The organism is Pseudomonas sp. (assembly GCF_030147005.1).
GTDB lineage: Bacteria > Pseudomonadota > Gammaproteobacteria > Pseudomonadales > Pseudomonadaceae > Aquipseudomonas.
Genome location: NZ_JASLAW010000104.1, coordinates 1 through 14,816 on the forward strand (window position 1 = coordinate 1; position 14,816 = coordinate 14,816).

Here is a 14,816-nt window from a genome sequence, read left to right on the forward strand (position 1 = left end):
TGGCTGACCTTCATCCAACACCATGCTGGCGGCCTTAAGCTTGAACTCACTCGAATAAGATTTACGCATATCCAAACACCTCAAATTTGGGCGCTATCATAGCGCCCGAATGAAGTGTCCAAAATCATTAGGCCAGTTCAAACCCGCTCCCACATTGGGGTTGGTGGTTTTAAGGGAGTCAGTAGCGCCCGCTAATTCTGGGGGGGGAAGCCCTTTATAAATACGAGGATTGTAGCCCTACGCCATCATTGGGCATTTATTTCTGCTTTTTTTGCGTCGGCAAGGCTCTAGACCAACGTAGGGGGGTGGCCTTTAAGGCCAACAGCGCTAAACTCGGCCTGGCTGTCTTTCTGTCCAACCTGGCTGGAATATAAAAATGAAAAATAATAATAGCCTGCTACGCCATCTACCCTGGCTGGTGCTGGCAATCGTAGGAGCGTGCGCCCTCGGCGTAGTGGCCTTGCGCCGCGGCGAGGCGATCAACGCCTTGTGGATTGTGGTTGCTGCGGTGGCCATCTACCTGGTCGCGTACCGTTACTACAGCCTGTTCATCGCCAATAACGTGATGCAGTTGGACCCACGGCGGGCAACCCCCGCAGTAGTCAATAACGATGGTCTGGACTATGTGCCGACCAACAAACACATCCTTTTCGGTCACCACTTTGCGGCGATTGCCGGCGCGGGCCCTCTGGTCGGCCCGGTATTGGCGGCACAAATGGGTTACCTGCCCGGCACCCTGTGGCTGATTGCCGGCGTGGTGCTGGCCGGTGCGGTGCAGGATTTCATGATCCTGTTCCTGTCCACCCGGCGTAACGGGCGCTCCCTGGGCGACATGGTCCGCGAAGAAATGGGCCGCATTCCGGGAACCATTGCGCTGTTTGGCTGCTTCCTGATCATGATCATCATCCTCGCGGTGCTGGCGCTGATTGTGGACAAGGCCCTGGCTGAGAGCCCGAGGGGCATCTTCACGGTGATGGCGACCATCCCGATCGCGATGTTCATGGGCATCTACATGCGCTACATCCGCCCGGGCCGTATCGGTGAAATCTCGATCATCGGCGTGCTGTTGCTGCTGGGTTCGATCTGGCTGGGCGGGCAGATTGCCGCTGACCCGGTGTGGGCCAAGGCCTTCACCTTTACCGGGATCCAAATCACCTGGATGCTGATCGGCTATGGTTTCGTGGCGGCGGTGCTGCCGGTGTGGCTGATCCTGGCGCCGCGTGACTACCTGTCTACCTTCCTGAAAATCGGCACCATTATCGCCTTGGCGATCGGCATCCTGGTCACCATGCCCGACCTGAAAATGCCGGCGCTCACCCAGTTCATCGACGGCACTGGCCCGGTGTGGAAGGGCGGCCTGTTCCCGTTCCTGTTCATCACCATCGCCTGCGGCGCGGTCTCCGGCTTCCATGCGCTGATCTCCTCGGGCACCACGCCCAAGCTGCTGGCCAATGAAAGCCACGCCCGTTACATCGGGTACGGCGGCATGTTGATGGAGTCATTCGTGGCCATCATGGCGATGGTTGCCGCGTCGGTGATCGAACCGGGCGTGTATTTCGCCATGAACAGCCCGGCGGCGATTGTGGGCAGTGACGTCGTTACCGTGGCGCAGACCGTCAGCAGCTGGGGCTTTGCAATCACCCCCGAGGCGCTGTCGGCCGTGGCTCACGATATCGGTGAAACCACCATCCTGGCGCGTGCCGGCGGTGCACCGACCCTGGCGGTGGGGATCGCGCAGATCCTGCACAGTGTGCTGCCGGGTGAAAACACCATGGCGTTCTGGTACCACTTTGCGATCCTGTTCGAAGCGCTGTTCATCCTGACGGCGGTCGACGCCGGTACCCGTGCCGGTCGCTTCATGCTGCAGGACCTGCTCGGCTCCTTCGTGCCGTCGCTCAAACGCACCGAATCCTGGACCGCCAACCTGATCGCCACCGCCGGTTGTGTGGCGATGTGGGGTTACCTGCTGTACCAGGGCGTGATCGACCCACTGGGCGGCATCAACACCCTGTGGCCGCTGTTCGGCATCTCCAACCAGATGCTGGCGGGTATCGCGTTGATGCTGGCCACGGTTGTGCTGATCAAAATGAAGCGCCAGCGCTACATCTGGGTGACCTTGGTTCCGGCGGTGTGGCTGCTGATCTGCACCACCACGGCGGGCTTTATCAAGCTGTTCGACGCCAACCCGGCGATCGGCTTCCTGTCGCTGGCCAAGAAGTACAGCGATGCCCTGGCCAATGGGCAGATCCTGGCCCCGGCCAAGAACATCGACCAGATGCAGCACGTGATCTACAACGCCTACACCAACGCAACGCTGACGGCGCTGTTCCTGTTCGTGGTATTCAGCATCCTGTTCTATGCGCTCAAGGTCGGCATTGCCGCCTGGGGCAACAAAGAGCGTACGGATAAAGAAGCGCCGTTCCAGGCTGTACCGGACGCATAAACGAGGATTGCACGCATGTTCAATGACATCAGTCGCCTCGGTAAATACCTCGGTCAGGCCGCGCGCCTGATGGTCGGCATGCCCGACTACGACACTTACGTCGAGCATATGCAAACCAAGCACCCGGACAAGCCGATGATGGACTACAAGGCGTTCTTCCGGGAGCGCCAGGAAGCCCGTTACGGTGGCAAGGGTGGGCCCAAGTGCTGCTAGTTTGATCAACCTGCTTTACCTGTAGGCGCGAGGGGGCGCCTGGCTCTTGCTCGCGAAGAACGCAAGGACACCACGTGCATCCAGACAGCACGCGTTATCGTTGACGTTCTTCGCGAGCAAGCTCGCTCCTACAGTTTTTTGCGTCCTCAATGTTTCAAGGAGAATATTGTGTCCTCTCCCATCCCCGTCACCATCCTCAGCGGCTTCCTCGGCGCCGGCAAGACCACCTTGCTGCGCCATCTGCTCAAGGCCGAGCACGGCTTGAAGATCGCCGTGATCGAAAACGAATTCAGCGACGCCGGCATCGATACCCAACTGTTGGGGGCAGAGCCGGTGCAAGTCATGACCCTTTCCAATGGCTGCGTGTGCTGCACCATCCACACCGATTTGACCAAGGCCCTGTACTTGCTGCTTGAGCGCCTGGACAGCGGCGAGATCGCCTTTGACCGCCTGGTGATCGAGTGCACCGGTCTGGCGGACCCCGCACCCGTGGCGCAGACGTTTTTCATCGACGAGGAGCTGCGCGAACGCTATATCCTCGACGGCATCATCACCCTGGTGGACGCGGCCCACGCCGAGCATCACCTGACCCAGACCATCGCCCAGGCCCAGATCGGCTTTGCCGACCGGCTGCTGGTGAGCAAGCGCGACCTGGTGGACGATGCCACGTTCGACGCCCTCAGCGAACGCCTGACCCGCATCAACCGCCGCGCACCGATTCGGGTGGTGGACCATGGCGCCATCGACCTGGCCGAACTGCTCGATGTACGTGGCTTCAACCTCAACGCCGGCATGAGCCTGCGCCCCGTCAGCGCGGCACCTTCCATCGACCGGATATCGAGCCTGGTGCTGCGCACCGACCAGCCGCTGGATATCGACCGCCTCAGTGAGTTCATGAACGAACTGCTGGAAGACCACGGCAAGCAATTGCTGCGTTACAAAGGGGTGCTGAACATCGCCGGTGAAGAACGGCGCATGGTATTCCAAGGCGTGTTGAAGCTCTATGGCTTCGACTGGGATACCGAATGGGCCGAAGGCGAGGCGCGGGAGAGTGTGATTGTGTTTATTGCCGATGAGTTGCCGGAAGACAAAATTCGCGAAGGCTTTGCCAAGGTCTATCAAGCCTGACTTGAAATGCAATCAAATGTGGGAGCGGGCTTGCTCGCGAATACGGTGTGTCAGTTACAAATAAGCTGACTGATCCACCGCTTCCGCGAGCAAGCCCGTTCCCACATTTTTGACCGTACTTCAAATGTAAACACACATAAAAAAGCCCAGCTCTTCAGCCGGGCTTTTTATTCAAGCAACTGCTATCAAGCGCCGTACACCGGCAGCTTCTTGCAGATGGCCTTGACCTTCTCACGTACCGCGTCGATCACGGTTTCGTTGTTCAGGTCCGCCAGGATGTCGCAGATCCAGCCGGCCAGTTCCTTGCACTCGCCTTCCTTGAAACCACGAGTGGTCACTGCCGGGGTGCCGAAGCGCAGGCCGGAGGTGACGAACGGCGAACGTGGGTCGTTCGGTACGGAGTTTTTGTTGACGGTAATGAAGGCTTTGCCCAAGGCAGCGTCAGCATCTTTACCGGAAATGTCCTGCTTGATCAGCGACAGCAGGAAGAGGTGGTTTTCAGTACCGCCGGACACCACGTCAAAGCCGCGCGCAATAAACACTTCGGCCATGGCCTTGGCGTTTTTCACTACTTGTTGCTGATAGGTCTTGAACTCAGGTTGCAGCGCTTCCTTGAAGCAGATCGCTTTAGCGGCGATCACGTGCTCCAGCGGGCCACCCTGGGCGCCCGGGAATACCGCGGAGTTCAGCTTCTTCTCGATCTCGGCGTTGGCGCGCGCCAGGATCAGGCCGCCACGTGGACCGCGCAGGGTCTTGTGGGTGGTGGTGGTGACCACATCAGCGTAAGGCACCGGGTTCGGATAGACGCCCGCAGCGACCAGCCCGGCAACGTGAGCCATATCGACAAAGAGATAGGCGCCGACCTTGTCAGCGATTTCACGAAAGCGTGGGAAGTCGAGGATCTGCGAGTAGGCAGAGAAACCGGCCACGATCATTTTCGGCTTGTGCTCGACCGCCAGGCGCTCGACTTCGTCGTAGTCGATCAAGCCGTTGGCATCGATGCCGTATTGAACGGCGTTGTACAGCTTGCCGGAGGAGGAAACGCTGGCGCCGTGGGTCAGGTGGCCGCCGTGGGCCAGGCTCATGCCCAGAATGGTATCGCCACCTTGCAGCAGGGCCAGGTAAACGGCGCTGTTGGCTTGGGAACCGGCGTGGGGCTGGACGTTGGCGTAATCGGCGCCGAACAGCTCTTTTGCACGGTCGATGGCCAACTGCTCAACCACGTCGACGTATTCGCAACCACCGTAGTAGCGCTTGCCTGGGTAGCCTTCGGCGTACTTGTTGGTCAGAACCGAACCTTGAGCCTCCATCACCGCAGGGCTGGTGTAGTTTTCCGAAGCGATCAGCTCAATGTGCTCTTCCTGGCGCACGGCTTCTTGCTCCATGGCGGCGAAGAGATCGGCGTCGTACTTGGCAATAGTCAAATCACGGCTGAACATGGCGGTCCTCAAGGATCGGGGGCAGAAAAGGAGGGCATTCTAACCCAATGGGTTTTGGATGGCATATGAAAGGACATCATGTCGCGGACAAGTGGGGCTCACCTGGGGATCGGCGGTTCCTCTGGCGAGGGCTCCCGCTGGAGTGCGAAGCGCTCCCGAAATTCCGGGGCCGCTGCGCAGCCCAGCGGGAGCAAGCTCCCTCGTCACAGGGAAGCCTTCACTAGAGGTTTCAGTCAAACATGAACAACGCATCATTACTGAACTGCGCCTCGAACCGATTCGCCGGCATCGGCCGTCCGAACAGGTAACCCTGCACCTCGTCGCAGCCATGCTCGCGCAGGAAGTCCAGTTGCTCGTGGGTTTCCACGCCCTCGGCGATCACCGCCAGGTTCAGGCTGTGAGCCATGGCGATAATGGCGCGTGCGATCTGCGCATCCTGCTCGCCGGAGGGCAGGCCGTCGACGAAGGTGCGGTCGATCTTCAGCACGTCGATGGGGAATTGTTTGAGGTAGTTGAGCGACGAATAGCCGGTGCCGAAGTCGTCGACCGCAATGCTCAAGCCCAGGTTTTTCAGGCTGGCGAGGATCTGCAGGGCTTCGTTGACTTCGCGCATCAGGATGCTTTCCGTCAGCTCCAGTTCCAGGCACGCCGGCGGCAGGCCGGTGTCCTTGAGGATGGTGGCGATGCGCGTGCCCAGTTGCCCATCGGAGAACTGCCGTGCCGAGATATTGACCGAGACTTTCGGCACCCGCACTTTGTTCTGGTGCCAGGTCTTGAGTTGGCGGCAGGCTTCGCTGATCACCCAGTCACCCACGTCCACCACCAGCCCCAATTCTTCCAGCACCGGGATGAAATCCCCCGGCGGCACCAGGCCGCGGCGTGGGTGGCGCCAGCGCAGCAGGGCTTCGGCGCCGGTCAGGCGTTTGCCGTCGCCGCTGAACTGCGGCTGGTAATAGAGCACGAATTCGTCCTGCTCCAGCGCGTGGCGCAGGTCGCTTTCCAGCTCCAGGCGCTCCAGGGCGCTGGCGTTCATGTCGGCCTGGTAGAACTGGAAGTTGTTCTTGCCGCGCTCTTTGGCGTGGTACATCGCCGTATCGGCGTTTTTCATCAGTTGGCTCAGCTCGTTACCGTCCTGGGGGCTGAGGGCGATACCGATGCTGGCGGTCACAAAGAACTCACGGCCTTCGAGCACGAACGGCTTCACCAGGCTGGCCAGAATCTGCTCGGCCACCGAGATCGCTCGGTTCAACGCCAGTTCGCGGGTGACGCGCGGTTGCAGCAGCAAGGTGAACTCGTCGCCGCCCATACGCGCCACGGTGTCGTCTTCGGCCACGCAACCGAGCAGGCGCGTGGCCATTTCCTTGAGCATACGGTCGCCGGCGGCGTGGCCCAGGGAGTCGTTGATCGGCTTGAAGCGGTCGAGGTCGAGGAACATCAGCACCACCCACGACTTCTGTCGCTCGGCGGACTGCAGCGCTGTGTGCAGGCGGTCCTGGAACAGCGTGCGGTTGGGCAGGTGGGTCAGGGCATCGTAATAGGCCAGGCGGTGGATGCGCTGTTCGCTGGCTTTGCGCTCGCTGATATCGCTGAAGAAACACACGTAGCTGGCCAGGTCGCCTTCATCGTCGAACACCGCAGTGATACCGACCCACGCCGGGTAATGCTCGCCATTGCGGCGCTTGAGCCACACTTCACCTTCCCAGGTACTGTGCTGGTGCAGTTGCTTGAGCACGTAACGCAGGTGGGCTTCCTGCTGTTCGTCGACGGTGAGCATGTTCGGCAATTGGTCGAGTACATCGGTTACGGCGTAACCGCTGACCCGGCTGAATGCCTCGTTGGCCTGCACGATATAGCCGGCCGGGTCGGTGATCAGGATGGCCGAAGTGGAGTGCTCGAACACGGTGGCCGCCATGCGCAGGTCTTTTTCGGCCCGGCGTTGCTGGCTGATGTCGCGGCCCACGCCGAGGATGCCTTCAAACGCGCCATGTTCGTCCCACACCAGCACCACGCGCAGCTCGATCGGCACTTTGCGCCCGTCGGCGCGCAGGCAGTCAAACAGAAACAGCTGGGTTTGCACCTCATCGCGCAGGCTGTTCAATGCCTCGGGGTTACCCAAGGCACGGCTGACCTGTTCCACCAAGCCATAAATGCCGGTGAGCTGTTGCGGGTTGGCAATGATCGACTGCCAGCCGTTCTTGAACACCCAGTCCACGTCATACCCCAGCACGGCGTTGACCGATGGGCTGACGTAGTTGAGGGCCAGTTGGCTGTCGGTGGAGCAGATCACGTCACTGATGCTTTCGGCCAGCATGCGGTAGCGCTGCTCGCTGTCGCGCAGGGATTCGCTGGCCTCGATCTGGTCGGTTATGTCTTTGGCCACGCCGATGATCCGCGTGACCACCGCCGCCGTGTCCCTGGCCAGGGCCTGCTCGCGGATATCGAAGCGTCGCCACTGGTTGTTGCGGTGACGAAAGCGCAGCTGGCAGTGCAGTTGGGTCGTGTAACCGGCCTGGCGTTGCTGTTGCCGCGAGTCGTGGTAATGCTCGGCGTCTTCGGGGTGCAGCAGGATTTCCCAGAAGTACTCGCCCATTTTCTGCAGTTCGGCCTTGTTGTAGCCGAGGGTGTGGCCCAGGTGGTGGTTGCTGAAAATCATGCGCTGGCTGATCGCGTCCTGCACATACAGGTGGTCGGGCACGGTGCGTACCACATCCGACCAGAAGCTCTCGCGCTCAACCAGCGACAGCTCGATCAGCTTGCGACTGGTGATATCGCTGATGCTGAGGATCACCGCCCTGACGTCATCCTGCTGTTCCGGCAAGCGCATCACCAGCCACAGGTACTGCTCGTTGCCTGCCACATCGTTGAGCTGAATCTCCAGCTCCAGCTGTTTTTGCCGGGTCAGTACGGCTTCCAGCACCTGATGGCCGATAGAGGTGGCATTGCGCGGGCAATCGTCAATCAGGCGCTCCCAGGCTTGCTCGCAGGAGCCGACGTTCAACAGGCGCACCGCCATCTGGTTGACCTCGGTGACGCGCAACTCTTTAAGCAGTTTGCGCCGCTCGGCGGGGTTGGCCTGCAGCCAGGCGTGCACGTGTTCGCGGCCCTGCATCTGGGTCTTGTCGCCGAATGCCTTGAGCCCCGACAGGTCGAGTACACACAAGGCCACGCCGGTGCCTTCGAAAATATCCTGATAGCGTCGTCGGCCTTCATTCACCTGGCGTTGGCGACGACGCATGTTCAGCAACACGATCACCGGGATCAGCGAAAAAGCCAGGCCTAGCAGGCATTTGCCGATAAAAGCCGGCAGCAGTTGTTCGAGCACCGCGCTGCGGTCGAACAGCCCGCGCAGCTGCCAGTCGCTTTTGCTCAACGGTGTGACCAGTACACTTTTGTTCAATTCTTCCGGGGTCAACACACCGGCCCACTGTGCCGGCATGCCGTTGTCACGGCTCACCACGCGTTGGTTCAGGCGGTTCTCGATCGCCCACATCGGGCGCTGGCCCTGGGCGTCCTGGCGAGTCAAATTGGCCAGGTAGGTGGGCGTCAGGCGCAGCGCCCAATACAGCTTCGACCCACCGCTGGGCTGGTGCAGCAACAGATAGATGACGGTGCCGTCGCTGTCGTTGCTCAGGTAATAGGACTGGGCGTGGCTGCGCTTGACCAGTTCTTCGAGCAGGGCGCTGTCCTTGCTGTCGTTGGCGGTGTCGCTGATCAGTGCGCCGCTGGGAGCGAGCAGGGCGAAGCTGCGCAGTTCGGGTAACGAGCGCTGCAACATGCGCATCAGGGCCTGCTGTTGTTCGGCGTTGCGCGGCGGCTCGACGATCGGCAGCAGGTTCAAGGCGATCTGCGCGCTCAGGGCCATATTCTGGCTGATCTGCTCGGCGAGGTCGGCGCTGTAGTCGATGGTGTATTGCTGTTGGTTTTTCTGGTTTTGCTGCAATTGGTCGAGCAGCTGCCAGAACAATAACGCGAGCAGCATCAGCACAAGCGTCGCCAACGCGCCTTTGAGGGTGCCGTGCAGGGGCGCTCCCGGCGCAATATGAGCGGCGCGCAGGGGAGTAGGCGGCGTGACTTTGGACAAGCTGTGATCCTGCGGTTTGGCTGGACTGGCGCGCGACGTGCACTATAAGCCGGACGCCCGAAGGGCGGCTAGCATGCCTTGAGTTGTGGCAAAGTGCCAGTCCCGCCTGGCTGGACTGCCCCTGCGCATTCAGGTAGCTTTGCCGGTTACGCGGGGGCGTTCCAGCCCCAGACATTCAGGCTTTTTTCCGCTCGCCGGCATTGATGATAATCAACGGCCCGCGCGGCGCATGGCCTGGCACGGGCTTCGCCCGCTTAATTCATCAGTCACTGACGCTAGGTTTACCATGGCTCAATACGTATTCACCATGCATCGGCTGGGAAAAGTTGTTCCGCCGAAGCGGGAAATCCTGAAAAACATTTCGCTGTCCTTTTTCCCCGGCGCCAAGATCGGCGTGCTCGGCCTCAACGGTTCGGGTAAATCCACGCTGCTGAAAATCATGGCTGGCGTCGACACCGAGTTCGAAGGCGAAGCCCGCCCGATGCCCGAACTGAACATCGGCTACTTGCCGCAGGAACCCCAGCTGGATCCGTCCAAGACGGTGCGCGAAGTGGTCGAAGAGGCCGTTAGCGTGATCAAGGATGCCCAGGCGCGCCTGGACGAGGTCTACGCCGCCTACGCCGAACCGGATGCCGACTTCGACAAGCTGGCCGCCGAACAGGCCAAGCTCGAGGCGATTTTGCAGGCAGGCGACGGTCACAACCTGGAGCGCCAGCTGGAAGTCGCCGCCGACGCGCTGCGCCTGCCGGCGTGGGACGCCAAGATCGAATTTCTGTCCGGTGGCGAAAGGCGACGTGTGGCCCTGTGCCGCCTGCTGCTGTCCGCTCCCGACATGTTGCTGCTCGACGAACCGACTAACCACTTGGACGCCGATTCCGTCGCCTGGCTGGAACATTTCCTTCACGACTTCCCAGGCACAGTGGTTGCGATCACGCACGACCGTTACTTCCTGGACAACGTCGCCGGCTGGATCCTCGAACTCGACCGTGGCGCCGGTATCCCTTACGAGGGCAACTACTCCGGTTGGCTGGAAGCCAAGTCCGACCGTCTGGCCGCCGAATCCAAGCAGCAATCGGCCCATGAAAAGGCCATGAAGGAAGAACTGGAGTGGGTGCGCAAAGGCGCCAAGGCCCGCCAGTCCAAATCCAAGGCACGTCTGCAACGCTTTGAAGAAATGCAGTCGCAGGAATTCCAGAAGCGCAGCGAAACCAACGAGATCTACATCCCGGCCGGCCCGCGCCTGGGTGACAAGGTCATCGAGTTCAAGAACGTGTGCAAAGGCTATGGCGACCGTGTGTTGATCGACAACCTGTCGTTCTCCATGCCAAAAGGCGCGATCGTCGGTGTTATCGGCGGTAACGGTGCGGGTAAATCCACCCTGTTCCGCATGCTGATGGGCAAGGAAACCCCGGACTCCGGCAGCATCGAGATTGGCGAAACCGTGCAACTGGCCTGCGTGGACCAGAGCCGCGACGACCTCGACGGCAGCAAGACGGTGTTCCAACAGATTTCCGATGGTTCCGACCAGATCCGTATCGGCAACTATGAAATCCCGTCGCGCACCTATGTCGGCCGTTTCAACTTCAAGGGTGGCGACCAGCAGAAGTTCGTCAAGGACCTGTCCGGCGGTGAGCGTGGCCGCTTGCACCTGGCCCTGACCCTGAAAGAAGGCGGCAACGTGTTGCTGCTCGACGAACCGTCCAACGACCTCGACGTTGAAACCCTGCGCTCCCTGGAAGAAGCCCTGCTGGACTTCCCGGGCGCCGCCATTGTGATCTCTCACGATCGGTGGTTCCTTGACCGCGTCGCGACCCACATCCTGGCGTACGAAGACGACTCCCAGGCGGTGTTCTTCGAAGGCAACTACACCGAGTACGAAGCGGACCGCAAGAAGCGTCTGGGCGAAGCAGCTGCCCAGCCGCACCGGGTACGCCACAAGAAACTGGCCTGATTCGGGTTGAGTTGAAAAAAAGCGGAGCCCTCGGGGCTCCGTTTTTTTTGCTTTTTTTCAGCTAGACCGAGTTGGATTCATTCGCGAGCAAGCCCGCTCCCTCACGTGGAATGCGTTTGATATGTGGGAGCGGGCTTGCTCGCGAAGGCGTTTTAACTTTGGTGCATGGCTTGGCCTGAAATCCCTGTTTGAGGGCAAAAAGGCCAGTTATTTATATCTATTGCACCATTTAAATTCACAAAAGCGACATTTTGCCCTGTCGCAGTGCGAAACGAATTGATAAAGTCCGGCCAATCTCATTTTAAAAACAATCAAATCGCCGAGACTTTTCATGACTGAATCCGTCGAATCCTTCCTTGCCCACCTCAAGAAACGCGACCCCGACCAACCGGAATTTCATCAGGCCGTGGAGGAAGTCCTGCGCAGTCTGTGGCCATTTCTTGAAGCCAACCCCCACTACCTGACCTCGGGCATTCTGGAGCGTATCTGCGAGCCGGAACGCGCGATTACCTTCCGGGTGTCCTGGGTGGATGACCATGGCAAGGTCCAGGTCAATCGCGGTTTCCGTATCCAGATGAACAGTGCCATCGGCCCGTACAAAGGCGGTTTGCGCTTCCATCCGTCGGTGAACCTGGGCGTGCTGAAATTCCTCGCCTTCGAGCAGACCTTCAAGAACTCGCTCACCTCGTTGCCCATGGGCGGCGGCAAAGGTGGCTCGGACTTCAACCCCAAGGGCAAGAGCGACGCCGAAGTGATGCGCTTCTGTCAGGCATTCATGAGCGAGCTGTACCGCCACATCGGCGCCGACGTGGATGTACCGGCCGGTGATATCGGTGTGGGCGCCCGTGAAATCGGCTTCCTGTTCGGCCAGTACAAGCGCCTGAGCAACCAGTTCACCTCGGTGTTGACCGGCAAGGGCATGACCTACGGCGGCAGCCTGATCCGTCCGGAAGCCACCGGTTTTGGCTGTGTGTATTTTGCCGAAGAAATGCTCAAGCGCGACGGCCAGCGTGTCGAAGGCAAGCGCGTGGCCATCTCCGGTTCGGGCAATGTGGCGCAATACGCGGCGCGCAAAGTGATGGACCTGGGCGGCCTGGTGATCTCTCTGTCGGACTCCGAAGGCACCCTTCATGCCGAGAGCGGTTTGACCGAAGAACAATGGTCAGCCCTGCTGACGCTAAAGAACGTACAGCGCGGTCGCATCAGCGAGCTGGCCGAGCGTTTCGGCCTGGAGTTTCGCCAAGGCCAAACGCCCTGGACGCTGGCTTGCGATATCGCGCTGCCCTGCGCCACCCAGAACGAACTCGACGCCGACGCTGCCCGCGCCCTGTTGGGCAACGGCTGCATCTGCGTGGCCGAAGGCGCCAACATGCCGACCACCCTTGAGGCGGTGGATATCTTTATCGAAGCGGGCATTCTGTTCGCGCCGGGCAAGGCATCCAATGCCGGCGGCGTGGCCGTGAGTGGCCTGGAGATGTCGCAGAACGCCATGCGCCTGCTGTGGACCGCCGGTGAGGTGGACAGCAAGCTGCACAGCATCATGCAGTCGATCCACCACGCCTGTGTGCATTTCGGCGAAGAGAACGGCCGGGTCAACTATGTGAAGGGCGCGAACATCGCAGGCTTCGTTAAAGTCGCCGATGCGATGCTGGCCCAGGGCATCGTCTAAACCTCGGGCTCGATGCGCAGCACTTCGATCAACTGATCGCCAACGGGGCGCTGCCACAGCACCTCATCGCCCACCTGGGCGCCCAGCAAAGCGCGGCCCAGGGGCGAACCCCAGTTGATCAAGCCCGCGCCGGCATCGGCCTGATCTTCGCCGACCAACTGGATGCGTTGTTGTTCGTCCTGCTCGTTGGCGAAGGTCACCCAACTGCCGATCTGCACTTTATCGGTAGCGGTGGCTGGCGCGACCACTTGGGCGCTTTGTACCCGCTGGTTGAAGTAGCGCAAATCCCGCTCAAGATCGGCCTGGCGTTGCTTGTCAGCCTGCTCGCCTTTAGCGGATTCTTCGCTGTGTTCCAGCTGCAACTGCGCCACCTTGGCCTGCAATTGGGCCAGCCCATGGGCAGTGAGGCGGTTGGGTTGCTGACTGACTTGACGCTCCACCGGCTGATCAGCCTGGGCGGCGGCGTTGTCTTCATTTACAAAAGCTCGGCTCATGACATTCTCCCTCAATGGAGTTTGGGCCATGTTCATCGCGCTTTAGTTTCGATGGATGTCTGAAAGCGACCTATTGCGAGCGATAGGCTTTGGCCGCGTCGCGGTCTTTTTCCTGCTGCCACTCGTGCTCGCGGTCGTCCCTGCGGTTGTCCTGGTAGTTGCGCAGCTCCTCGTTCTCACGCAAGGCTTTGCACTGGCGGAAACCGTCTTCCCAGCCTTCGGCGTACTGCCGGTCTTTCAGATAACGCGGAACGTTCTTGCGAAACTCCCCGCTGATTACCCCAGCGGCCTGGCGCCCACTGCTGCAGCCGTCGTCGAAGCCATCTGCGAAGGCGGGTGGATAACCCTTGGCCAGCAACTCCTGATGGGTTGTCTGGCACCCCGACAACCACAACGCCACACCCAGCACTGCCGCATATCGCCACATGGCGTACTCCCTGGCCGGTTCACGGCTGATAGAGCAAGTGTAGAAGGGGATTTGTAGGGGGGGCGTGAAAGAGGCGTAAGAAAGGTGTTGGGTTAAAAAGCCATTAGCGACGATTCCCTTTAAATTGCAGGACGCTTTCTAGCGAATTGCCTATTAAATCTCAGGAACTGGGCTCCCTGACCTCGCTGTAAAGCGGCGAGCGGATTTAGCACCCGAACCATCTAGACTCATCCTCTTTGCATTATTGGCGGGCGACCTTGATGTCTGTCGATACCGGGTTATGGCTCAAGCAATGACCCAGCAGCTTAAGACTGCATTGTCTCTGTGGCGAGCCCGCTCGCCACAGGTTTATCAACGACTTCGGTGTAAGTGTAGATTATTCGTAATAACCCACTGTCTTTTTCAGTTGATCGGCGTATTCGTAAATGTCGTCGATGGTTGAAATAGCGTGTCGGGTTTCATTCTTTCCCTCGTCGAATATTCCGAGATACTTTTGGCTACGATTGAAGTGGAGACGGCAGATGGGCTTACGGTTGTTGTCGTCCAGTAATATCCCAAAATAGCTTTGGGTATCGCGTTGAACGATTCGTTTTGCATCGACAACGGAGCGGACGACAGCACGGACGATGTGATAGCCCTCAAGCTCTTCAAGCGTCGTCAGAATTTTGTCTTCCGCCTCGTCTCGATCCTGCACGCCTGCGTTCGCGCTGTTCGCGACAGTCAATGACGCTATCGCCGGCTGAAGTGCACCGCTCATAGCCGACTTGAGCCGCTCATTTATTTGGTCATTCAGAAATTGCGCCAATGCTTTTCGAGTCAGCTCGAAAAACTGCTCGCGAACTTTCTGTGTGATTACTCCTTCATAAACACGGGACGCGAAGAACTTCACGAAGTCGTCTTCTGGTTTACTGATTTGGGCGCCAATGAGCTTCTTGAGTTGGCTGACGTATTTCAGTTCTCCTGCTGCGCTG

Annotated in this window: 9 protein-coding genes and 1 pseudogene; 5 read left to right on the forward strand and 5 right to left on the reverse strand. The window is 59.7% G+C overall.

What is annotated here, in order from left to right; genetic code table 11:
- The first annotated feature begins 376 nt into the window (after positions 1–376).
- The 3 genes from Q1V60_RS09765 to yjiA all read left to right on the forward strand — a co-directional run bounded on the left by Q1V60_RS09765 (position 377) and on the right by yjiA (position 3,784).
- Positions 377–2,443, forward strand: a complete 2,067-nt coding sequence (locus Q1V60_RS09765; RefSeq protein WP_300629751.1) for a carbon starvation CstA family protein — start codon at positions 377–379, stop codon at positions 2,441–2,443.
- Between the two features lie 15 nt (positions 2,444–2,458).
- Positions 2,459–2,656, forward strand: a complete 198-nt coding sequence (locus tag Q1V60_RS09770) for a YbdD/YjiX family protein (RefSeq protein WP_003176208.1) — start codon at positions 2,459–2,461, stop codon at positions 2,654–2,656.
- Positions 2,657–2,824: 168 nt separating this feature from the next.
- Complete coding sequence (yjiA, locus tag Q1V60_RS09775; protein ID WP_300629754.1) at positions 2,825–3,784, forward strand: GTPase; 960 nt, start codon at positions 2,825–2,827, stop codon at positions 3,782–3,784.
- A 185-nt stretch (positions 3,785–3,969) separates the two neighbouring features.
- Here the strand turns inward: yjiA and glyA are convergent, their stop codons facing one another.
- Entirely contained in the window at positions 3,970–5,223 is a 1,254-nt protein-coding gene (glyA, locus tag Q1V60_RS09780) for a serine hydroxymethyltransferase (RefSeq protein ID WP_300629757.1), read from the reverse strand.
- A gap of 229 nt (positions 5,224–5,452) precedes the next feature.
- Complete coding sequence (locus Q1V60_RS09785) at positions 5,453–9,304, reverse strand: bifunctional diguanylate cyclase/phosphodiesterase (RefSeq protein WP_300629759.1); 3,852 nt, start codon at positions 9,302–9,304, stop codon at positions 5,453–5,455.
- A gap of 286 nt (positions 9,305–9,590) precedes the next feature.
- Here Q1V60_RS09785 and ettA point away from each other — a divergent pair, with 286 nt between their 5' ends.
- Positions 9,591–11,255, forward strand: a complete 1,665-nt coding sequence (gene ettA / locus Q1V60_RS09790) for an energy-dependent translational throttle protein EttA (RefSeq protein ID WP_300629761.1) — start codon at positions 9,591–9,593, stop codon at positions 11,253–11,255.
- Positions 11,256–11,586: 331 nt separating this feature from the next.
- A complete protein-coding gene (gdhA, locus tag Q1V60_RS09795) occupies positions 11,587–12,924 on the forward strand; it encodes an NADP-specific glutamate dehydrogenase (protein WP_300629763.1) in 1,338 nt (445 codons plus the stop codon).
- On the opposite strand, the gene Q1V60_RS09800 is transcribed toward gdhA, so the two are convergent.
- The 3 genes and pseudogenes from Q1V60_RS09800 to Q1V60_RS09810 form a co-directional block, all read right to left on the reverse strand.
- Positions 12,921–13,418, reverse strand: a complete 498-nt coding sequence (locus Q1V60_RS09800) for a GreA/GreB family elongation factor (RefSeq protein ID WP_300629764.1) — start codon at positions 13,416–13,418, stop codon at positions 12,921–12,923. The two genes, gdhA and Q1V60_RS09800, sit on opposite strands and share 4 nt — an antisense overlap.
- A gap of 70 nt (positions 13,419–13,488) precedes the next feature.
- Positions 13,489–13,845, reverse strand: a complete 357-nt coding sequence (locus tag Q1V60_RS09805) for a hypothetical protein (RefSeq protein ID WP_300629766.1) — start codon at positions 13,843–13,845, stop codon at positions 13,489–13,491.
- A 376-nt stretch (positions 13,846–14,221) separates the two neighbouring features.
- A pseudogene (locus Q1V60_RS09810) lies at positions 14,222–14,816 on the reverse strand (restriction endonuclease); the annotation flags it as partial.

Excerpts from the sequence above, each read along its gene's own strand:
- Q1V60_RS09765 (WP_300629751.1), top strand. The coding sequence starts at position 377 with ATGAAAAATAATAATAGCCTGCTACGCCATCTACCCTGGCTGGTGCTG.
- Q1V60_RS09770 (WP_003176208.1), top strand. The coding sequence starts at position 2,459 with ATGTTCAATGACATCAGTCGCCTCGGTAAATACCTCGGTCAGGCCGCG.
- glyA (WP_300629757.1), bottom strand. The coding sequence starts at position 5,223 with ATGTTCAGCCGTGATTTGACTATTGCCAAGTACGACGCCGATCTCTTC.
- ettA (WP_300629761.1), top strand. The coding sequence starts at position 9,591 with ATGGCTCAATACGTATTCACCATGCATCGGCTGGGAAAAGTTGTTCCG.
- gdhA (WP_300629763.1), top strand. The coding sequence starts at position 11,587 with ATGACTGAATCCGTCGAATCCTTCCTTGCCCACCTCAAGAAACGCGAC.
- Q1V60_RS09800 (WP_300629764.1), bottom strand. The coding sequence starts at position 13,418 with ATGAGCCGAGCTTTTGTAAATGAAGACAACGCCGCCGCCCAGGCTGAT.
- Q1V60_RS09805 (WP_300629766.1), bottom strand. The coding sequence starts at position 13,845 with ATGTGGCGATATGCGGCAGTGCTGGGTGTGGCGTTGTGGTTGTCGGGG.